The 21,658-nt window shown below is 30.2% G+C and carries 17 protein-coding genes and 1 riboswitch; of the genes, 2 read left to right on the top strand and 15 right to left on the bottom strand.

The features are described from left to right. Window positions 1-42 precede the first annotated feature (42 nt). The 7 genes from PZA12_RS06790 to PZA12_RS06760 form a co-directional block, all read right to left on the bottom strand. On the bottom strand, window positions 43-1,356 hold the full coding sequence (locus tag PZA12_RS06790; protein WP_078114879.1) for an ABC transporter substrate-binding protein: 1,314 nt from the start codon (window positions 1,354-1,356) through the stop codon (window positions 43-45). A 471-nt stretch (window positions 1,357-1,827) separates the two neighbouring features. Further along, the gene (locus tag PZA12_RS06785) at window positions 1,828-2,832 is read right to left on the bottom strand and encodes a LacI family DNA-binding transcriptional regulator (RefSeq protein ID WP_171983609.1); all 1,005 of its coding nucleotides are present in this window, start codon (window positions 2,830-2,832) and stop codon (window positions 1,828-1,830) included. 1,100 nt (window positions 2,833-3,932) lie between these two features. Beyond that, window positions 3,933-4,397, bottom strand: a complete 465-nt coding sequence (gene ribE / locus PZA12_RS06780) for a 6,7-dimethyl-8-ribityllumazine synthase (protein WP_011968563.1) — start codon at window positions 4,395-4,397, stop codon at window positions 3,933-3,935. A gap of 161 nt (window positions 4,398-4,558) precedes the next feature. After that, a complete protein-coding gene (locus PZA12_RS06775; protein WP_103699365.1) occupies window positions 4,559-5,752 on the bottom strand; it encodes a bifunctional 3,4-dihydroxy-2-butanone-4-phosphate synthase/GTP cyclohydrolase II in 1,194 nt (397 codons plus the stop codon). 64 nt (window positions 5,753-5,816) lie between these two features. After that, the gene (locus tag PZA12_RS06770) at window positions 5,817-6,467 is read right to left on the bottom strand and encodes a riboflavin synthase (RefSeq protein WP_078114876.1); all 651 of its coding nucleotides are present in this window, start codon (window positions 6,465-6,467) and stop codon (window positions 5,817-5,819) included. Window positions 6,468-6,492: 25 nt separating this feature from the next. Continuing rightward, entirely contained in the window at window positions 6,493-7,578 is a 1,086-nt protein-coding gene (ribD, locus tag PZA12_RS06765; RefSeq protein ID WP_103699366.1) for a bifunctional diaminohydroxyphosphoribosylaminopyrimidine deaminase/5-amino-6-(5-phosphoribosylamino)uracil reductase RibD, read from the bottom strand. Between the two features lie 331 nt (window positions 7,579-7,909). Further along, window positions 7,910-8,025: riboswitch (FMN riboswitch) on the bottom strand. A 53-nt stretch (window positions 8,026-8,078) separates the two neighbouring features. Continuing rightward, a complete protein-coding gene (locus PZA12_RS06760) occupies window positions 8,079-9,329 on the bottom strand; it encodes a DUF6398 domain-containing protein (RefSeq protein ID WP_103699367.1) in 1,251 nt (416 codons plus the stop codon). Window positions 9,330-9,789: 460 nt separating this feature from the next. On the opposite strand from PZA12_RS06760, the gene PZA12_RS06755 reads away from it, so the two are divergent. Next, complete coding sequence (locus tag PZA12_RS06755) at window positions 9,790-10,785, top strand: amidase domain-containing protein (protein ID WP_078114873.1); 996 nt, start codon at window positions 9,790-9,792, stop codon at window positions 10,783-10,785. A 323-nt stretch (window positions 10,786-11,108) separates the two neighbouring features. On the opposite strand, the gene purB is transcribed toward PZA12_RS06755, so the two are convergent. Next, window positions 11,109-12,539, bottom strand: a complete 1,431-nt coding sequence (gene purB, locus PZA12_RS06750) for an adenylosuccinate lyase (RefSeq protein WP_078114872.1) — start codon at window positions 12,537-12,539, stop codon at window positions 11,109-11,111. A 201-nt stretch (window positions 12,540-12,740) separates the two neighbouring features. Between purB and PZA12_RS06745 the strand changes: the two genes are divergently transcribed. Continuing rightward, window positions 12,741-12,959 carry a DUF378 domain-containing protein gene (locus tag PZA12_RS06745; protein ID WP_077844541.1) on the top strand — a complete coding sequence of 73 codons (219 nt, stop codon included), beginning with the start codon at window positions 12,741-12,743 and terminating at the stop codon, window positions 12,957-12,959. Window positions 12,960-13,086: 127 nt separating this feature from the next. On the opposite strand, the gene PZA12_RS06740 is transcribed toward PZA12_RS06745, so the two are convergent. The 7 genes from PZA12_RS06740 to PZA12_RS06710 all read right to left on the bottom strand — a co-directional run bounded on the left by PZA12_RS06740 (window position 13,087) and on the right by PZA12_RS06710 (window position 21,593). Then, window positions 13,087-13,347, bottom strand: a complete 261-nt coding sequence (locus PZA12_RS06740) for an HPr family phosphocarrier protein (protein ID WP_011968555.1) — start codon at window positions 13,345-13,347, stop codon at window positions 13,087-13,089. A gap of 122 nt (window positions 13,348-13,469) precedes the next feature. Next, complete coding sequence (locus PZA12_RS06735) at window positions 13,470-13,730, bottom strand: stage V sporulation protein S (RefSeq protein WP_009169189.1); 261 nt, start codon at window positions 13,728-13,730, stop codon at window positions 13,470-13,472. Between the two features lie 220 nt (window positions 13,731-13,950). Next, complete coding sequence (gene rny, locus PZA12_RS06730) at window positions 13,951-15,492, bottom strand: ribonuclease Y (RefSeq protein WP_103698992.1); 1,542 nt, start codon at window positions 15,490-15,492, stop codon at window positions 13,951-13,953. Between the two features lie 293 nt (window positions 15,493-15,785). Further along, window positions 15,786-16,871, bottom strand: coding sequence for a recombinase RecA (gene recA / locus PZA12_RS06725; protein ID WP_077839300.1), 1,086 nt, complete (start codon window positions 16,869-16,871; stop codon window positions 15,786-15,788). Between the two features lie 171 nt (window positions 16,872-17,042). Next, window positions 17,043-17,633, bottom strand: a complete 591-nt coding sequence (pgsA, locus tag PZA12_RS06720) for a CDP-diacylglycerol--glycerol-3-phosphate 3-phosphatidyltransferase (RefSeq protein ID WP_077839301.1) — start codon at window positions 17,631-17,633, stop codon at window positions 17,043-17,045. Continuing rightward, window positions 17,617-18,936, bottom strand: a complete 1,320-nt coding sequence (rimO, locus tag PZA12_RS06715) for a 30S ribosomal protein S12 methylthiotransferase RimO (RefSeq protein WP_181006028.1) — start codon at window positions 18,934-18,936, stop codon at window positions 17,617-17,619. Before rimO ends, pgsA begins: the two co-directional genes overlap by 17 nt. A 287-nt stretch (window positions 18,937-19,223) precedes the next feature. Continuing rightward, the gene (locus PZA12_RS06710; protein ID WP_077839303.1) at window positions 19,224-21,593 is read right to left on the bottom strand and encodes an FtsK/SpoIIIE family DNA translocase; all 2,370 of its coding nucleotides are present in this window, start codon (window positions 21,591-21,593) and stop codon (window positions 19,224-19,226) included. Window positions 21,594-21,658 lie beyond the last annotated feature (65 nt).

Raw genomic sequence — 21,658 nt, 5'->3', positions numbered from 1 at the left:
TTACAAATTCATATTTTTCAAATTACGGTTATTTTATCTCTGTTATTTACTTACAGCCGCTTCTGCTTGAGCTTGAGTTTTTTGAAGAGTTTCATCTATATCAGCTCCACCAACAATAGCCTGCATTCCTTCTGACATAACACTTTCTAACTGATATGTGTAAAGACCATAGTTTACAGATGGAACCTTTTCAGCCCAAGCTGATAAATCTTTAAACACTTGTTGATCGCCATAAAATTTTATTGGCTTACTATAATTTTCACTTGTACTTGCAGATTTCAACGTACTTACTAAACCAATTGCTGGAACTAACTCATTCATTAAAGCATCATCTGATGCAAAAGTACTTGCTAAAAAGTCAGCAGCTAAATCTGAATTTCCAACCTTATCTAGAACATACCAGCTACTACCCCCAAGGTTAGATGCATTAACTGATTTTGGATTTGAAGCCATTCTTGGAATAGCTGCTACTGCCCATTTTCCACTTTGGTCTTCAGAAGCTTGTATTGAAGATGAAACCCAACATCCACTTGGCACAGTAGCAACGTCACCTTTTTGGAATGCTGCTATAAATGCATCCCATCCAGATACTTGTTTTGTAATTCCTGCATCAACCATTTGCTTGTATATATTAATCGCATCTTTTAAAGCTTGATTACCAGCAATATTTACTGTTTTCCCATCATCTTTAACATACCATGAACCAGCTGACTGCATCATAGCTCTTAGTTGATTTAAATCACTTGGATCTATAGTTATCATAGCTTTTCCAGTTTTAGCTTTAACAGCTTTACCGATTTCTATATATTTTTCCCAAGTAAGATTTTGCATATCTTCTTTCTTATATCCAGCTTGTTCAATTAAATCTGTTCTATAAAATAGCGCTGTTACACCACTATCAAATGGTACTCCATAAGTCTTATCACCTTGCTGCATAGACTTTAATTTGTAATCCATAAATTTACTTTTATCTATCTTTCCACTTAAATCTTTAATCTCACCAGGATAAGATTGCAAATAATTTTGAATTTTATAATCTTCAATTAGCACAACATTAGGAAGTCCATCATATGTTCCAGATGAAAGACCTGTATTTAATTTTTGCACTACATCATCTTGTGCCATACTTACTACATTAATAGTTACATCCGGATGATCCTTTAGATATTTTTCTTTAGCCATATTAGCTGCTTTTATATTGAATGTATCATCCCAAGCCCATATAGTAATTGTTTTATCATCTTTTCCTTTGCTTGATGACGAAGCGTTGCTACCACCTGATGATGAACCACATGCCATTAAACTAAAAGCCATCATGCCAGTTACAACTGCAGCCATAATTTTTTTAAGTTTCATTAATTATTCCCCCTTCAAATTAAAGTTTATACACAAGTAATTTTCCACTTTATATCACTTATGTATTTGTTTACATTATAGCATTCTCAATATAGTAAACGTTATTGCATTATTGGTATCAATTTGTAATAATTTTATAATATTAATATTGGGATTTGTACTTTTTTTGGTTATTAGCACTTTTTTTATTAGCTTGATATAAGTATTAAACTCGTCTTTTTCAATGAAAGAATTTAATCTTCACGTTAGATTTAATGGTGATAAGAATCTAACATGCTTTTTGTATTTTTTCTTTATCTAATTCTTAAAAAGTTTAAATATATATGTTGCGATTCACAATGCACAATTCACAATTACGGCTAAAATTCTTGCAATATTTTTAGATTATGATGAAGAATTATTTCTGCAATATATATTTTTTAGAGCAAAAAAATAGTAACCCCTTTCTACAAAAAGGCTACTGCTTATTTTTTATATTCTCTTACAACTCTCTCTAATTTTAAATTCAGTTGGTATTATTACTTTTTTATTATATTCCCTAATTCCATTCAAATTTTCAAACAGCAAGTCAACAGCTGCTTTTCCTAAATACTCACTTGGTATTCTTATCGTAGTTAGGGCTGGTATCATATACTTTGCACTAGGCTGATCATTAAATCCAATTATGCTTATATCATCTGGTATTGATAATCCTTCCTCCGAAATTGCTTTGTAAGCTCCAACTGCCATTGTATCATTTCCAATGAAAAAAGCTGTTATGTTATTTTTAGATTTTAATGCTTCTTTCATAAGATTATATCCAGCTTTAAAAGTAAATTTCTCTGTCTCATATATGTATTTATTATTATAGATGTTCTTACTTTCCATAAATTCTTTATATTTTATATCCCTTTTATCCAAATATGTATCTCTATAATCTATGCATTCTAATTTCTTTCCACCAATAAAACCAATCTTTCTATGGCCTAAACTGTACAAATAGTCTAAGATTTCATAAGTTGCTTTTCCTAAATCCGCCATCACTGAATCAAATTTATTTTCATCAGGTGAAAAATCTACAAATACTATATTATCATTAGCACTTGCTAATTTATCTATGGTACTTGAAGAGAACTTTCCAATAGCAATTATTCCACTAACATTCTTAATATCCTCAATACTGCTATCCTCACTTAGCTTCACCAAATTAAAATTATTTTCATTACATTTTTTTTCAGCAGCTAACCTTATTGATAAATAATATGGATCTCCTAATTCTTCCTCATAGTTATACCAATAAATAATTCCTATATCCTTGCTTTTCTTATTCTTAGCTTTTTTTGTCTTTGCTGAAACATAATCAAGTTCATCTGCTATTTTTAATATTTTTTCCCTTGTTGTATCACTTACATTTAATGTTTCATCAAAATTTAAAACTCTAGAAACTGTTGCTATAGAAACTTCTGCTATAGAAGCTATTTCCTTTATAGTGGCCAACTTAACTTCCTCCTTTAGCTCGCATAGTCCAAAAAAATTAAACACGAGATTTTGCTGAAAACAAATCTAACTTAAGTGTATCTCACAAGCAAAATATAGTCAAACTGTTACAAGACTTTTGTATATAGATATCAAGCTTTAAAACTAAATTTATGTGATAACTTAACGAAATCATAAATATTTTGATTCCGAAAAGCTATGAAAATATATTTATGATTTCTAGTGAATATATGAGCTTAAAGCTCTAGCAATCTTGTAAATATGTTTATCTAATAAGTTGAATTATTAAATTGGATACCTATAAACCAACTAAGACCTACACGTATGCATATAGCTCGCCGAAATAAAGATTATTCTGTTGTTCCAGTTTCCAATGAAATTATAAATATTTTGATTAAAAAAGAAAACTATAAGAACTTCAGAGATAATTAAGAGAAAGAGGGTCCCACTTAAACTTATTCCATTTTAAATTGAATAAGCAAAGCGTTTCCCCTCTTCCCCTAAATAGCTTGGACAGCTTACTTTATTTCCGCCACATAATTAATTTGACTTCTTATGTAAAAGCACTCATATAATAAATCAAATATATATCTATACCACGCTAGAAATGATAGGTTCTCTTATAACCATAAATAGCCCTTACACCTGATGTTTCCTATAAATATTTATATATGTACATATGAAAATATTTTTATACGTACATATATTTCTTTAAAAATATATACCTTTAATTCTATATAAATATATACATATATTTATAGTCTTATCCACTGATATCCACATAGGTTCAACTATCATTACGCCTATAGATAAACAACTTAGGAATTTGATTTATACTTTATAATAAACGCCATACTAGAAAGCAGAAACATTTTTATGCAACAGGCATTGAAAATGAGCTGCTAAAAGTTCTTAATTGTAGGGTGTTCAACTAATGCTTGTCACACTGAAATTGGGAGCAAGCATTAGTGGTGCAACCTGCAATTTAGCACTTTCAGTGAAATTTTCATAGTCCTGTGAAATAACAATGTTTCTGCTTTCGGTAGATTATTGCATAAGTCTAAGTCATATATTGTTTATCTATATATGCAAAAAATATTTTATCCTATTGTATTAAGTAGGTTCGCCATTTCGATAGCTGAAACTGCACTTTCATATCCTTTATTACCAGCTTTAGTTCCTGCTCTTTCAATTGCTTGTTCTATAGTATTTGTTGTAAGAACACCAAAAATTACTGGCTTTCCACTTTCAAGAGAAACACTTGCAATTCCCTTTGATACTTCTGAGCAAACATAATCATAATGTGATGTAGATCCTTTTATTACTGCTCCTAAACATATTACTCCATCGTATTTAGGGCTCTTAGCCATTTTTTTAGCAATCAGTGGTATTTCAAAAGCACCTGGCACCCATGCAATATCGATATCTTCTTCTTTTACTCCATGTCTCTTTAATCCGTCTATTGCACCTTCTAAAAGTTTTCCTCCAATAAATTCATTAAATCTTCCTACTACTATCCCAAATTTTAATCCTTCTGAAACTAAATTTCCTTCAAATATATTCATTGTTTTTTCCTCCAATATTTTATATTATTTATTTTTTATCAACTTCAATTAGATTTGAATGTAGACTAAATACTAATTGAATTTATAACCACAAATATTACTCCAACTTATCCCCGCTAATGTTACTCCAAATGTAGTAACATGCTATTAGAATTTAGTTATCAAATATTTAGCAAATGATTCATTCTTTCTTTTTTAGTCTTTAAATAAAACTCATCATTTTCATTCAAAGGCATTTGTATTGAAACTCTTTCTACAACTTTTATATCATTTTTTTCTAATCCTTCTATTTTATCTGGGTTATTAGTAATTAATCTAACATTCTTTATCCCTAAAATCTTAAGCATGTCAGCACTTGTTTTGTAATCTCTCATGTCTTCTCTAAATCCTAGAGCCAAATTTGCATCTACTGTATCCAATCCTTGGTCTTGAAGCGCATATGCCTTCAACTTATTTAAAAGTCCTATTCCTCTTCCTTCCTGTCTCATATACAGAAGTATTCCTGAGTCCTCTTTTGCTATCATTCTCATCGAAGCTTCATATTGTTCTCCACAATCACATTTTCTAGATCCTAGAGCATCTCCAGTTAAACATTCAGAGTGAACTCTCACAAGCATTGGTTCATCATTACTTTTAATATCTCCTTTGACTAAAGCCAAATGACATTTTGAGGAATCTTTTTCTTTAAATGCGAGTACTTTAAAATTCCCATACTTAGTTGGAAGATTAGCTTCCGTTTCCATAACGACACTTAAATGTTCTTCTTTTCTGTATTTAACTAGATCCGCTATAGTAACTATTTTTAAATTATGCTCCTTAGCAAACTTTACCAAATCATCTCGCCTTGCCATTGTTCCATCATCTTTTACTATTTCACATATAGCTGCCGCACCTTTAAATCCTGCAAGTTTTGCCAAATCTACTGCTGCCTCTGTATGACCAATTCTCTCAAAGACTCCCCCATTCTTAGCTATCAAAGGAAATACATGCCCTGGTCGTCTAAAGTCATCGCCTTCACTTGCAGTTACAAGTTTATTTATTGTATAAGCTCTTTCAAATGCTGATATGCCTGTTGTCGTATCCTTATGATCTATGGATACTGTAAAAGCAGTTTCATGGTTGTCAGTATTTTTTTCAACCATTGGATTTAATCCAAGTTTCACTGCAATTTCTTCTTCTACTGGTGCACAAACAAGTCCTCTCGCGTACTTAATCATAAAATTGATATTCTCTCCATTAGCCAGTTCTGCTGGAATTACTAAATCCCCTTCATTTTCTCTTCCCTCATCATCTACAATTATTATCATTTTCCCTTCTTTAATATCCTTTAATGCCTCTTCTATACTATTAAACATAATGCTCAGCTCCTTAAATTTATATTTTATATATACCGAAAGTTTATTCTGATGATTTAGATTATTAAAACCCATTTCTTCTTAGGAATTCCATTGTAATATTGCTATTTTCATTTTCTTCTTTTTCTTTTCCACCAAATAACTTTTCTACATATTTACCAATTAAATCGCACTCCAAATTAACCTTTGAATTGACTTTTTTATATGAAAGTATAGTATTATCTATCGTATGAGGTATAACAGAAACCTTAAATACTTCATCATCAACATAAGCAACAGTTAAGCTTATTCCATCTATTCCAATTGATCCTTTATATATAATGTATCTTAGTACCTCCTCAGGTGCAGATATAGTAAACCAAGTTCCATTACTTTCTTCTTTTATGGAAACTATTGTCCCAACACCATCTATATGTCCACTTACAATATGACCACCAAGCCTATCGCTTAATCTCAATGCCCTTTCAAGGTTTACTTTATCTCCAGCCTTTAAATTTCCTAAGTTACTTTTATCTAAAGTTTCTCCCATCACTTCTGCTTTAAAGGAATCTGAATATTTTTCTTTTACGGTTAAGCAAACTCCATTGGTAGCTATACTATCTCCGACTCTAGTTTCCTTTAAAACTTCACTACACTTGATTTCCATAACTCCAAAGCCATTACCTGTACTAAATTTCTCTAACACGCCAACTTCTTCAATAATTCCAGTAAACATCTTCTCCTCCTTATTCTTTCACCTCTTATTTAGCAACATAACCTTCTAGTACTAAGTCCTCTCCAATTGTTCTATAATTAATGTCCTTTAATCTAACTGCGTCATCTAATTTAAAGAACCCTTTTCCTGCTATACTACTTCCGCTGTTTTGTCCACCTATTATCTTAGGGGCTATATAAAATCTTACTTTATCTACAATTCTCTCTTCCAATGCAGAAAAATTTAAAGTCCCTCCACCTTCTATAAGTATTGAATCTATTCCTTCTTCTCCAATTCTCTTAACCAGTTCTTTCAGATTAACTCTATTATCTTTATCTGCCACTTCTATAACTTTAATGCCCATAGATCTTAATTTCTTTTTCTTTTCTTCATCTGATTTCAAAGTCGTTGCTACTATTGCAGCTTTATCATTATTTATAAGAACTTTAGAATCTAATGGAATTCTAAGATTACTATCTACAATAATCCTTATTAGCTTCTTCTCATGGTTGATTCTGCATGTTAGCTCAGGATCATCTTCAATTACTGTATTTACACCTACCATAATCGAATGAAACCTATTTCTTAAGTGTTGAGAATCTTCTCTAGATTCTTTAGATGTAATCCATTTTGATTCTCCACTATAAGTTGCTATCTTCCCATCAATAGACATTCCACTTTTCAAAATAACAAATGGAATCTTTGATGTTATATACTTTATAAAAATCTCATTCAATTCTTTACATTCTTTTTCTTTAATACCTACTACAACTTCAATCCCATGCTCTTTTAACTTTTCCACACTTTTTCCTGAAACTAACTCATTTGGATCTAACATTCCTATTACTACTCTTTTAAACTTCTTTTCAATTATTAGATCTACGCATGGCGGTGTCTTTCCATAATGCGCACAAGGTTCTAAGGTGACGTAAATTGTGCTCCCCTCCACAGGTTTTGTTGCATTTTTCACTGCATTTCTTTCTGCATGAGCTTCTCCATAGCACTCATGATAACCTTCTCCTATTATTTCATTTTCTTTAACTATAACGGCTCCAACTAGTGGGTTAGGATTTACTCTTCCTATTCCTCTTTTAGCTAATTCTAAAGCTATCTCCATGTACTTCTCATCCAAAACTAATCATCTCCAATTTTTTATACTATTTCCTATAATATAATCTTATAAACACTTAGTTGAATTATAATTTAATGAATAATAAAGAAACTCCGGGATTCAAATCCTCGGAGTTTCAAAAATTGTAATAATCATTTATATATACAAGTAAAATTTTAAAATTTATCCTATATATTACAGCACATATTTTAAGCCAGTTCTATCAATCTTATATAATTTCAAACTTAAAAATATATTGCAATAAAAAAACCCTGAATTTTACTTAATTCAGGGTACTTAAATACGAACAAATAACATTTAAAACTTTAATTTTAAATATAATTTATAACATTACTCTCTTCTTTCATCCAGACTTTACTGTCGGCTTCGGAATCTAACCGAATCTGCTTTTTAAAGCTCGCGGGCTGTACCGCCGATAGGGAATTTCACCCAACCCCGAAGATTTCTTTATTCAATTTACAATAATTATAATATCATGAAACTTTATCATTGTAAAGTAACTATCCAAAATTTATTATATCAAATTCTTTCTTCTTTTCTTTAATCCATTGAAGCATCTTAGGATCATTCCAAACATCTAACCCTAAGCTAGCATATTTCATAGCTTCTTCTTCACTTCCAAATCTAATTAGGTTTGGCAAAGAGTTTGAAACTCTTTTTTGTTTTAATATGTATGGTATCACATGCGGATTTCTCTTATAGGCTCTTCTTAAAGCACTTTCTGCCGCTCTAATTTCATTGATGTTATATAATAACGCTACTCTACTATAGTGTATAGCTGCCAAATTGTCCTTTTCATATTTTTCTAGCAGGCTTTTTAGTTGTGCATATCTTTTTTCAATTAAAAGCCAATTAACTACTAAACTTCTAACCACCAATTCATCTTTCTCATCATACTCTAGAATTTCTAAAGCATTATCTATTGCAGCTCCTTTTTCACCAATTTCCCATAAATGAATCGCCAAACTATACTTAGCTCCGAAAAGTTGCCTCGCTATCTTTAATCTAAGAAGCTCTGCTGGTGCATTTTTCAAATCATCTATTCTTAATAAATTCTTTGCTGCTGTAACTGCTTTTTCTAGAAGTTCTGTCTTCTGGTTATTATTTAAACTAGAATCTTTTGATAATATTATATATGCATCCGCACAATCTTCATATACTTCTAAAGCTTCTTTTGCATATTTCGCCTTATTTTTATAATTCTTTTGTCTCCATGCATACTCAATAATTCTTTGAGCCATTATATAATCTTTATGGACAACAAATTTAAAAGGAACTTTTGTTTCATCCTTAACAGCTTTATCCTCTTCTATTTTATCATTCATCGTTAATGCAACTTCTTCTTTAGCTTTTAGCATAGTACCTTCTGAAGCTTCTGCATCCTTATTTTCGCCTATTATCCATTTATTATTATCTTTTGATATATCTAATAAGCTTTTTACTTCCTTTGATTTACTAGAGCCTGTACTACTACTAACACCAAACTCCTTATATAAGTCAGCAACTTTAATATATGGCTTTTCTTTTGAATCAAATAAGTTATTTACAGTTCCTATAGCATGCACTATTCCTGCTCCCCATGAAAAGCTCTTCCCCTTTTTAAATTGTTCTTCATAATTTAAAAATAAAGTTTCTGTTGCTAGAACACAAATATTCTTATAATCTTCATTTAGATATTCATCTGAAAAACTCTTTATTTTTTCAATTATTTCTTCATACTTGCTAGCTATTCCGTTAGATAATTCTTGCATTTCTTCTTATAGCTCCTTTATAAAAATCTTTAACAAATTTGACTTTATCCTACAACAATTATAATTTGCAAGTATAGTCACCAAATTTATAATTTTCATTTTAGATTTACAATATTCTCTATAAAAATATTATAAGTTCATCACTTTTTTCGTCCATATTACATTATAACATATTAAATATATTTGTATCTACTTTTAAATTTTTATGAATATTTTTGTTGTTTTAATCTATAATCTAGGGTATTACAAATCTTAATATATATTTTTCTTAAAACTTTAATTCATTAAGGCATATAAAATAAATGAACATGTTATTTTTTGAATATGCCTAAAGCCCATATTAAACTATTAATCAGGTAGTACAAACAAATAACTTTATAAAAAATTAATTTATTAACACATTTCTATAATTTCCCTCATAAACATATTTAATGATAACAATTTTAAATAAGGAAACTATATGCTAACAGAGAGTTTATATAATTTATCCTTTTTACTATCAATGCCTTATAATAATCTTAATTTAATTTCTAAACATAAGTATAATTTAGATGATACCATATTAAAAGAAATTTACCTAAAAAAATTATTCAGCTTTGAATGGGCAAAAAAATTAAATTCTTCATTTAAAGACTATAAATTTGATTATGCGTATAATATATTAGAACAAATCCCAAGTTTCATTAAAGTTAAATTAATTCTGAAGACTTCTTTTATTATAAAAAATTATCCTCAAAATATAAATTCAGTTTCAATAAATGAATATATACTCATTTTAGAGTATTTGCAAGACAAATGCAAAATACAATTTATAGCAGAGAATGAAGAAAATCCACTTTTATATGAACATATCATAAACACTGATTTATCAAGCCTAGTAAATAGCCTTAACTTCAATGAAAACCGCAACATAAATGCATATAAGGATAAACTTTCATCAATTGATTCATTATTTGAAATGTTTATAGCTTCTAGCTGTCTTTCTACTAATAACCACGATGAAAAAAGATCTTCCAAATTTAATGTCACAGATGCCTGCAATTATGCTGAAAGATTTGCATTAAATTATAATCCTGAATATAAATCATTTTCTGGAATCGGAGGGGATTGTACTAATTTTATGTCTCAAATAATTCATGCTGGGGGTTTTAGTCAAAATGCAGCTTGGAAGCCATACACTCATGCCTGGATTCGAGTTGAAGAGCTATATCAATACTTAATAACGCCAAAATTAGGAGCCACTAAGCTTCCAAACGATAAATCATTAGATAGAGGCTGTTTAATTCAATTTTACACTCCATCTATAGGACGGTATTTTCATAACGGCTTTATTACTTATAGACTTCATAATGGTGACTGTCTTTATTGCTGTCATAGTTATGACAAACTGAATTATCCCCTTAGCCAAATTTATCCTAACAGGTATCCAACACTTAGAGCTTTGAAATTCGATTGATATACAATATCTATCTCAAACTCTAGATTACATTAATCTAAATCAGATACATGTTTACCTGAATACTACCAAAGCATAGCTCTGAAAGCACATAAAAAAATAGGTTGCATCAAGGACCAGCTTGCTTCAACTCTGATTTAGCAAGCTAATCCTGAACAACCTTACTTGTAATTAAATCAATTTTTAATAAGTTAACTAAATTCATTAACTCAGATTATAAATTTTAACTTTCACTTATAACAGTTAGCTTTCAAATACATATTTCATAAATATGTATTTCTTTGATTTATATATATGCTTAATTTTAACGTTTATATTATTTATTATACAGTTATCTCACTCTTAATTTTTAATGCGTCTTCATTATTCTTAATAATAGGATTTACATATTCATCTATAAACTCAACAACTTGACTTGGTGCTCTTCCAACAAACTTAGTTGGGTCTATAATTGCTAGAATTTCTTCCTTAGATAGACCAAATGAATCATCATTTATTATTCTATCGATTAGGTCATTATCTAACCCTTCTCCTTTTACTCTTTGAGCAGCAGCCATAGAGTGCACTCTAATCTGTTCGTGTAATTCTTGTCTATCCTTACCTCTTTTTACAGCTTCCATCATTATATTTTCAGTGGCCATAAATGGTAATTCTCTTTGCACGTGAGATGCTATAACTTTATCATATACTACCATGTTTTCAGCAATATTTATGTATAAATTTAAAACTCCATCTAATGCCAAAAATCCTTCAGCTACAGATAGTCTCTTGTTAGCCGAATCATCTAGTGTTCTTTCAAACCACTGAGTTCCTGCTGTAATTGCCGGATTTAATGCATCTACTATTACATATCTAGCTAATGCACTTATTCTTTCACTTCTCATAGGATTTCTCTTATAAGCCATAGCTGATGATCCTATTTGATTTTTTTCAAATGGCTCTTCCATTTCTTTCATATTTTGAAGTAATCTTAAATCATTACTAAATTTGTAAGCACTTTGAGCAATTTCTGATAATGTATTTAATACGATAGAGTCAAGTTTTCTTGGGTATGTTTGACCTGTTACTCCATAACTTTTTTCAAATCCCATTTTTTCTGCAACAATTTTATCTAAAGATTTAACTTTATTTTCATCCCCATCAAAAAGTTCCATAAAACTAGCTTGAGTGCCTGTAGTACCCTTAACACCTCTAAGCTTTAATGTTGATAATAAAAAGTCGATATTTTCAATATCCATTACTAAATCTTGCATCCATAATGTAGCTCTTTTTCCTACTGTAGTTAATTGAGCTGGTTGGAAATGTGTAAAACCTAATGTTGGCATGTCTTTATATTCTAGTGCAAAATTTTTCAAATGATTTAGGACTGTAACTATTTTATTTTTAATTAGATTTAAAGCATCTCTCATTATTATAATATCTGTATTATCTCCAACATAACAAGATGTAGCTCCTAAATGGATAATTCCCTTTGCGCTTGGACATTGAAGACCATATGCATATACATGACTCATAACATCATGTCTAACTTCTTTTTCTTTTTTAGCAGCCTCATCATAATTTATATCATTGATATGTTCTTTTAACTCTTTTATTTGTTCCTCAGTTATATTTAATCCGAGTTCTCTTTCTCCTTCTGCTAAAGCTACCCATAATTTTCTCCAAGTTGTAAACTTCATATCATCAGAAAAAATAAAACTCATTTCCTTTGATGCGTATCTTGAATTTAAAGGTGTGCTATATAAATTTCTCATCTAAAAACCTCCACACGAATATATTTTATGCTTTTTCTTTTAACATTCGTATTATATCATATTTTTTTGATTCTTGCCTATTTAATTTTAGAATTATTTGTACTCTTTTGTATTTAAATTTATTTTACATTTTTGTTATTATTGTCTCTAAGAATCATATATATATACTAAGGATCATATTAAAGATTGGAGTGAAGAAATATGTGTAAGATAGGTATCTTAGATAAACTTTCCTTTTTATTAGTTCTTATAGGTTCATTAAATTGGGGAACAATAGGTTTGTTTAACCTAAATATAGCAAAATTAATTTCTATGAATATTCCAATAATAGAGAGGTTTATCTATATTGCAGTATTTTTAGGTGCCTTAGATTTGTTTTCATTGCTATTTAGATGCAATTTAATAATGGATGAGAATTAGCCTTTAATTAAAGATCTGCATGAGTAATCGATATCAAAAATTATACTTATATAAATTATTTAATACTTATACTACTAATGCACCAAAAAAGGTTCCATATTAATAATATGGAACCCTTTTTGGTATATTAGTCTTCTAAAGTTTGAACTAATTTAACGATTTCTTCAACTGCTAAAGCTTCGTCATCTCCTGAAGCAACAACCTTGATAGTAGCATCTTTAGTTACTGCTAAAGATAATACTCCGATTAAGCTTTTTACATTTGCTTTCTTTCCGTTATATTCTATACTAACGTCTGATTTAAATGAAGAAGCCTTCTTAACTAATAATGTTGCTGGTCTAGCATGAAGACCAGATGAATTTTTTACTGTAACCTCTTTTGCTATCATTATATACACCTCTTTACAAAAAATTAATAAATATAGCATTTAACTATTATAGTATAATCGTTTTTATTGATAATTTCAACTTAAAAATGATTGCTCATATAATAATTTAGAAATAATTTTAATTATCTAGGTTGTACTATTAATTTTATGGCCGTTCTTTCTTCTCCATCTATTTGTATATCTGTGAAAGCCGGTACACATACTATATCTTTTCCACTTGGTGCAACAAATCCCCTTGCTATTGCAATAGCTTTAACAGCTTGATTTATAGCACCTGCACCAACAGCTTGAATTTCTGCAATATTTTTTTCCTTTATTATAGCTGCTAGTGCACCTGCTACAGAATTAGGATTTGACTTTGTTGATACTTTTAATACTTCCATTTTTGTTATTCCTCCTAGAATTTAATACACAAATCGTTTACATTAAATATATTCTATATAATTCCTAAAATTCCTTTTAGAATTACTAAATTAAAAAATATTTTTCTTTCTAGGTATTTTGTTTTTAAATACTCAATTATAGTTTAAATGAATTAATTACACTTAATCTATAATAAAATGAAGTATATTTCATCACTTAACAAAATATACTTCACTTTTTTTACTTAGCAAAATCTACTGCTCTAGTTTCTCTTATGACATTAATTTTAATTTGTCCTGGATATTCAAGTTCTTCCTCGACACTTTTAACTAAATTACGTGCCAATTCAATTGTTCCAGCATCATCTACTTTATCTGGTTTAACCATAATTCTAATCTCTCTACCAGCTTGAATGGCATATGACTTTTCTACACCTTCATGTGAATTTGCAATTTCCTCTAACTTTTCCAATCTCTTAATGTATGCTTCCAATGTCTCTCTTCTAGCGCCTGGTCTAGCCGCTGATATTGCATCTGCCGCTTGAACTAGTACTGCTTCTAAAGATTGCATTTCTACATCTGAATGATGCGCTGCTATTGCATTTATTACTAATGGCGATTCGTGATACTTTTTAGCTAGATCTCCACCAATTAGAGCATGAGGCCCTTCTTGTTCTTGATCCACAGCTTTACCAATATCGTGTAGCAATCCTGCTCTTTTAGCTAAAGTAACATCTAAACCTAGCTCTGAAGCCATTAAGCCAGCTAAGTATGAAACTTCTATGGAATGCTTTAACACATTTTGCCCATAACTTGTTCTATACTTCAATCTACCAAGAAGTTTTATAATTTCAGGATGTAGTCCATGTACACTAGTTTCAAGAGCTGCTTGCTCTCCTTCTTCTTTTATACTACTTTCTACGTCCTTAGTTGCTCTTTCAACCATCTCTTCGATTCTTGCTGGATGTATTCTGCCATCCACTATTAACTTTTCTAGTGCCATTCTCGCAACTTCTCTCCTAATTGGATCAAAGCTAGAAAGAATGACTGCTTCTGGAGTATCATCTATAATTAAATCAACTCCTGTTAATGTTTCCAAGGTTCTAATGTTTCTTCCTTCTCTACCTATTATTCTACCTTTCATCTCATCATTCGGTAGTGCAACAACGTGTACAGTTGATTCAGACACATGATCGGCAGCACATCTTTGGATCGCAGTTGTAATTACTTCCCTTGCCCTCTTGTCTGCCTCTTCTTTTGCCTTACTTTCAATATCTTTTATCATTAAAGCTGCATCGTGTGTAATTTCTTTCCTTATTTCATCTAGAAGAATCTCACGTGCTTCTTCACTAGATAGAGCCGATATTCTTTCAAGTTCTGCTCTTCTTTCTTCATAAAGCTTCTGTACTCTTGCTTCTACTTGATCTACCTCAAGCATTCTTTGATTGATTGTTTCGTCCTTCTTTTCAAGAAGTTCACTCTTTTTATCAAGTGCTTCTTCTCTTTGAATTACTCTTCTTTCAAGCCTTTGAATCTCATTTCTTCTCTCACGAGATTCCTTATCAAAATCATTTCTTAATTTATGAAGTTCTTCTTTTGCCTCAAGGATTGCTTCTTTTTTAGTTGCTTCTGCATCCTTTTTGGCTCTTACTAGAATTTCTTCTGCTTCTTTTTCAAGCGATTCAATCTTTGCTTTTGATATGTTTTGAATCGTTTTATAAACCACTATTCCTAATATTAATAAAACTATTACATCTATTAATATCATTACTGCTGTTACCACATAAACACCTCCTAATTTATCATTTTCTCATTATATTATTAACAAGAAAGTATAGTAGGTGTCATATTCTTCTCACTGCATTTGGAATATGATAAACCAGTATTCCTTTTTATTCTATATTAAAAACAAAATTATGTCAAGTTTGCGCATATAACTGTTACATACTGCATTATGCTGTTAAATACTTAATATAGCTGCATATATATGAGTTATCATATATATGCAGCTATATATTTATTAATAAATATTATGAAGTAAATTTACATTTAAACTTTCTATTTATTACATCTTCTTTATTCTTTTGTATCTACAGCAACATCATCTTTATCTTTTATATCTTCGTTAGCTACTTCTGGTGCAGCTCCTTTAAATAGTTCTGCTGGTGCAAGATTATACTTTTCTCTAATTTGATTTTCTATATCTAAAGCTACTTCAGGATTTTCTTTTAGATATAATTTAGCATTTTCTCTTCCTTGACCTAATCTTATGTCTCCATAAGAAAACCAAGCTCCACTCTTTTGAACTATTTCTTCTTTTACTCCAACATCTACTATATTACCATATCTTGAAATACCTTCATTATACATAATATCAAATTCTGCTTGTTTAAATGGTGGGGCAACTTTATTTTTCATTACTTTTACTCTTGTTCTGTTACCTATTATAGAATCCCCTTGTTTTATAGAATCTATTCTTCTAATATCAAGTCTTACTGATGCATAGAATTTTAATGCTCTACCTCCAGTTGTTGTTTCTGGTGAACCAAACATAACCCCAACTTTTTCTCTTAGTTGGTTAATAAATATAGCAACACAATTAGTCTTATTTATTGTTCCTGCAAGTTTTCTTAAAGCCTGTGACATAAGTCTTGCTTGAAGACCAATATGTGAATCTCCCATTTCTCCTTCAATTTCAGCTTTAGGTACTAAAGCTGCAACAGAGTCTACTACTAAAACGTCAATAGCTCCAGAACGAACTAGTGCTTCAGCTATTTCAAGTCCTTGTTCTCCTGTATCAGGTTGTGAAATTATTAAACTATCTACATCAACACCAAGTTTTTGGGCATAACTAGGATCTAATGCATGTTCTGCATCTATGTATCCTACTGCTCCACCTTTCTTTTGTGATTCTGCTGCTATATGAAGCGCAACTGTAGTTTTACCTGAACTTTCTGGTCCATAAATTTCAATAATTCTACCCTTAGGTACTCCTCCAATTCCAAGAGCTATATCTAGATCTAAACATCCTGTTGATATAGCATCCATATTTGAAATATTGTGGTCACCCAATTTCATTACTGATCCTTTACCAAATTGTTTTTCTATATGACTCATAGCACTTTCAATTGCTTTTAACTTTTCTGCATTTATAATTCCCATAATACTAATTAACTCCCTTCCATCGAACTTATGTTCTATATTTATTATAAATTAATTACAAACCATAGTCAATAATTAATTCTAAGAAAAGCCCCTTCTTTGCTAGCAAAGAAGGAACCTTTTTAATTCATATCCATTTTTTTATATTTCTAAACATGGATCTTATATATTTTATTTATCGTAAGAAACAGCTTCCTTATTCTTTTTAAAGTAATCGTAACCTGAAATTAGTGTTACTATAACTGCAATCATAAGCATTAGATTTGGGGCTATTGCAAAAAATAGTTTTAAATAATGGTTCTCTATAACAAAGATTTTCAAAAGTCTTGCGTCATGTATATTGATTTTTAATAATAATAAAATTATTGCTATTATTTGTATAACAGTTTTTACTTTTCCCCACCAACTTGCAGCTATAACTCTTCCTTGCGCTGCTGCTATTGATCTTAGACCTGAAACAGCAAACTCACGAGCAATTATAACAACTGCAGCCCATGATGGCACTACGTGTAATTCTACTAAAGAAATTAACGCAGCTGTGACCAATAACTTATCTGCTAAAGGATCCATAAACTTTCCAAAATTAGTTATTTGGTTTCTGCTTCTCGCAATATATCCATCTAATTTATCAGTTAATGATGCTAAGATAAATATAAATGTACCTATAAAACTGCCATAAGGTATACCCTTAACAGCTATAAATACTAAAAATACAGGAACCAAAAATATTCTAATTAAGGTTAACTTATTTGCAAGATTCATCAACAACAACTCCCACTAAATCATAATCCATATTCTCTACTATTTTTACCTTTACAAATTGACCATTTTCTATTTTTGCATTTGATTCAAATAATACATTTGCATCTATATCAGGAGCCATTTCATAGCTTCTTCCATAATAGCACTTTCCATTATATCCCTCAACAAGAATATCATATAACTTTCCAATTTTCAATTTATTTATTTCTTCTGAAATATTCTTTTGTAAAAGCATTAAATCTTCTTCTCTTTTTTCCTTAATTTCTTCTTCTATTTGCCCATCCATCTTAGCTGCTGGAGTATCTTCTTCCTGAGAATAAGTAAATGCTCCTACTTTATCAAGCTTATATTCCTTTAAGAAATCAATAATTTCATTAAAATCTTCCTCAGTTTCGTTTGGAAATCCTACTATAAATGTTGTTCTTATAACAATTTCAGGAACTCTTTCCCTTAAAATTTGTATTTTATTAATTATATCTTTTTTACTCGTTTTTCTTCCCATAAGTTTTAAAATCTTATCGCTTATATGTTGAATAGGTATATCTAAATACTTTACAACTTTTTCATTACTAGCAATTTCGTTTATAAGTTCATCATATATCTCTTCTGGATAACAATAAAGTACTCTTATCCATTTAATTCCTTCAATTTTGGATAATTCGTTAAGAAGAACATGAAGATTCTTTTTCCCATAAATGTCGCTTCCATATAAAGTGGTATCTTGAGCTATAAGTATGATTTCCTTTACTCCACTCTCACTCAAATCTCTTGCTTCATTTATAATATTTTCCATCTTCCTACTTCTAAATTTTCCCCTTATCTTAGGAATTATACAATATGTGCAAAAATTATTGCATCCTTCTGCTATTCTTATATATGCACTTTCTATTTGAGTTGTAATAATTCTCTTTCCTTCATTAATATTCTCATCAGAATAATTTAAAAGTTCTGTTGCTAATTTATTACCTTCTATAAATTCAGTTATAATTTCATTTATTTTATTATAATCATTAACTCCAAGCATTATATCTATTTCAGGTATTAATGTTCTCAATTCTTCTCCGTATCTTTGAGTAAGACAGCCTGTAGCTATAAGCAGTTTGCATTTATAATTAATTTTATAATTAGCCATCTCTAAAATTGTGTCAATAGATTCTTGTTTGGCACTCTCTATAAACCCGCATGTATTTACTATAATTATATCCGCGTTTTTGGGATTATTAGTTATCTCATACTCATCACTCATCTTACCTAAGATTATCTCTGAGTCAACTCTATTTTTATCACATCCTAAGCTTACCATTCCAACTTTATACTTGCTTGAAGCCTCTTCATTATATTGTTCTTTATTCTTCGCTATTTCTATTTTAATTTCGCTCAACTTCTTATATCCTCCTACGTTCTAATAGTCTTAATTATAACAAATTAGAACTACATTTTACAAGTTGCTATTATACATATACTACTCCCATATCTCATAAAAATCACTTATTATTTCCTCTCAAAAGAGTTAAATTAAAAAAGTTAACATAAAGTTTAATTTTATTTCATAATTAATCATAACTAAAGTTTTAAACTTTTTGGGCATAATTAATTTTCCTCTTCATGTTCATCTCCCAATAGTTGCTGCTTAGTAATAAGCACCTGTCGTGGTCTACTTCCATCTTTTTCTGATATAATGCCTCGTTCTTCTAATTGATCCATTATTCTAGAAGCTCTATTAAATCCTATCCTGAACTTTCTTTGAATAAACGAAGTTGACGCTTGACCATACTCAACTACAACGTTTATCACTTCATTAAGTAATTCATCAACATCATCATTATTATCATTTGCATCTACAGATTTTGAATCTGACGCATTATTAATATGATCAATTATATCTTCTTCATACTTAGTATCACCCTGTTCACTCTTAATAAACGATACAACTTGCTCTACTTCTTCTTCCGATATGAAGCAACCTTGAACTCTAAGCGGTTTACTTTCTCCCACTGGATAATATAACATGTCACCTTTTCCTAACAGTTTTTCCGCTCCAGATCCATCTAAGATAGTTCTAGAATCAATTTGAGATGATACTGCAAATGATATTCTAGATGGAATATTAGCTTTAATTACCCCTGTTATTACATCAACTGATGGTCTTTGAGTTGCTATAACTAAATGCATACCTGCAGCTCTTGCCATTTGTGCTAATCTTCCGATATAATCTTCTACATCATTAGGACATACCATCATAAGATCAGCAAGCTCATCTACTATAATAACTATATATGGCAGTTTTTGTTCTATTATACCCTTATTAAATAATTCATTATACGACTCCATATTTCTAACTCCAGAGTCTGCAAATAGCTTATACCTATTGGTCATTTCATTTACTGCCCAATTTAAAGCTGCTGCCGCTTTCTTAGGATCTGTAACAACTGGAATCAAAAGATGTGGTATTCCATTATAAACATTTAACTCAACAACCTTTGGGTCTACCATTAAAAGTTTAACTTCTTCTGGATTATACTTATATAACAGGCTTATTATAAGAGAGTTTATACATACACTCTTACCAGAACCAGTTGCCCCTGCAATCAGTGTATGTGGCATCTTACTCAAATCTCCCACAACACATTTTCCTGATATATCTTTTCCTAGAGCAAATGCAAGCTTTTTCTTAGACTCGATAAATTCATCATTTTCTAGAACCTCTCTTAAAAAGACTGGTTTTTGTTTCCCATTTGGAACTTCTATACCAACTGCCGCCTTACCCGGAATTGGAGCTTCTATTCTTATCCCTGAAGCCGCTAATCCTAAAGCTATATCATCAGATAGATTTACGATCTTACTAACTTTGACACCTGGACTTGGCTGAAGTTCGAATCTAGTAACTGATGGACCTTTTGTAACTTGAGTAACCTTGGCATCTACTCCAAAGTTAGATAATATTTCTTCAAGCTTATTAGCATTCTCTATTAATTCTTTTTTGTCACTACTATTAAGTTTTGTATTTGAATTTAATTTTAATAATTCAAGACTTGGATGCTTATATTCTTTAGTCTCTTTTTGTTCCATAATATGCTCTTGTATCTCTTTATTTACTACTTCCTTAACATCATTACCTAAGTTTTCTTTTTTCTTAGTATGACTTTGCGTAGGTTTTTCTATAAAACTCTCTATTTGAATATCTGATGATACTTCAGCTTTCGATATAGGTGAAATTTCTGTATCATCACTAGTATTTTTCATAAAATCTAGAATTTTTATTTTCTTTTCTACACCAGAAAGAAATGCTTCTTTTTCATTTTCTTTATCATCTTTTTCTACTATATTTATAAAATTCTCTCTAACTGGCTTCTGCTCATCCCTTACTCTTCTACTTCTTCTGCTATTTCTTATTTTTTCACCTTTATTGTAGGCCTTTATCCCTAAATCATAAAGAGTAATATCGAAAATCAAAGTGATGGCAATTATTGAAAATGCGAGAAGAACTATATATGTCCCCAGAGCCCCTATAATTTTATACATTGGATAACATATAAGATATGCCATTATTCCACCATGAGGAGTCTGTGAGCTATCATTAAGTATAACCTTAATATTTTCAAAAAAACTGCCTTGGCCGTCTAAACTTTGAATGTTTATTGTTCCAAATGTCAATATTGTAACAAACACCAATATAGTTATTCCAAAAAAATTCTTACTTAATTTAATATTTCCTCTTGTTTTTATGTATTGGAATCCAAAATATATTAAATAAATAGGCAATGCATTTGCACCTATTCCAATTACCACATACGATACTCTTTGTGCTAAAGATGATAATATTCCAGCTAAAGAAGTGTATATTGCTATGCCAAGTATTATTCCTGTTGCAATATACACTATTCCTACTACATCTGGATTTATTGTATTTTCATCTTTTTTACTTTTTGTAGTGCTATGTTTGCCTTTAGTCCTACCCACCTTAAATCACCTCATATTTTTATTTCTACATTGAATAGCAATTCTCCTTTAATAAGATAACACTA

It is taken from the genome of Clostridium beijerinckii (assembly GCF_036699995.1).
Classification (GTDB): Bacteria; Bacillota; Clostridia; order Clostridiales; family Clostridiaceae; genus Clostridium; species Clostridium helianthi.
This window is presented reverse-complemented; position numbering and strand designations above follow the sequence as displayed.

Excerpts from the sequence above, each read along its gene's own strand:
- PZA12_RS06745 (WP_077844541.1), top strand. The coding sequence starts at position 12,741 with ATGTGTAAGATAGGTATCTTAGATAAACTTTCCTTTTTATTAGTTCTT.
- rimO (WP_181006028.1), bottom strand. The coding sequence starts at position 18,936 with ATGGTAAGCTTAGGATGTGATAAAAATAGAGTTGACTCAGAGATAATC.
- PZA12_RS06790 (WP_078114879.1), bottom strand. The coding sequence starts at position 1,356 with ATGAAACTTAAAAAAATTATGGCTGCAGTTGTAACTGGCATGATGGCT.
- PZA12_RS06755 (WP_078114873.1), top strand. The coding sequence starts at position 9,790 with ATGCTAACAGAGAGTTTATATAATTTATCCTTTTTACTATCAATGCCT.
- recA (WP_077839300.1), bottom strand. The coding sequence starts at position 16,871 with ATGGGAATTATAAATGCAGAAAAGTTAAAAGCAATTGAAAGTGCTATG.
- pgsA (WP_077839301.1), bottom strand. The coding sequence starts at position 17,633 with ATGAATCTTGCAAATAAGTTAACCTTAATTAGAATATTTTTGGTTCCT.
- PZA12_RS06740 (WP_011968555.1), bottom strand. The coding sequence starts at position 13,347 with ATGATAGCAAAAGAGGTTACAGTAAAAAATTCATCTGGTCTTCATGCT.
- PZA12_RS06735 (WP_009169189.1), bottom strand. The coding sequence starts at position 13,730 with ATGGAAGTATTAAAAGTATCAACAAAGTCAAATCCTAATTCTGTAGCA.
- PZA12_RS06775 (WP_103699365.1), bottom strand. The coding sequence starts at position 5,752 with ATGTTTAATAGTATAGAAGAGGCATTAAAGGATATTAAAGAAGGGAAA.
- purB (WP_078114872.1), bottom strand. The coding sequence starts at position 12,539 with ATGAGAAATTTATATAGCACACCTTTAAATTCAAGATACGCATCAAAG.
- ribE (WP_011968563.1), bottom strand. The coding sequence starts at position 4,397 with ATGAATATATTTGAAGGAAATTTAGTTTCAGAAGGATTAAAATTTGGG.
- PZA12_RS06770 (WP_078114876.1), bottom strand. The coding sequence starts at position 6,467 with ATGTTTACTGGAATTATTGAAGAAGTTGGCGTGTTAGAGAAATTTAGT.
- PZA12_RS06760 (WP_103699367.1), bottom strand. The coding sequence starts at position 9,329 with ATGCAAGAATTATCTAACGGAATAGCTAGCAAGTATGAAGAAATAATT.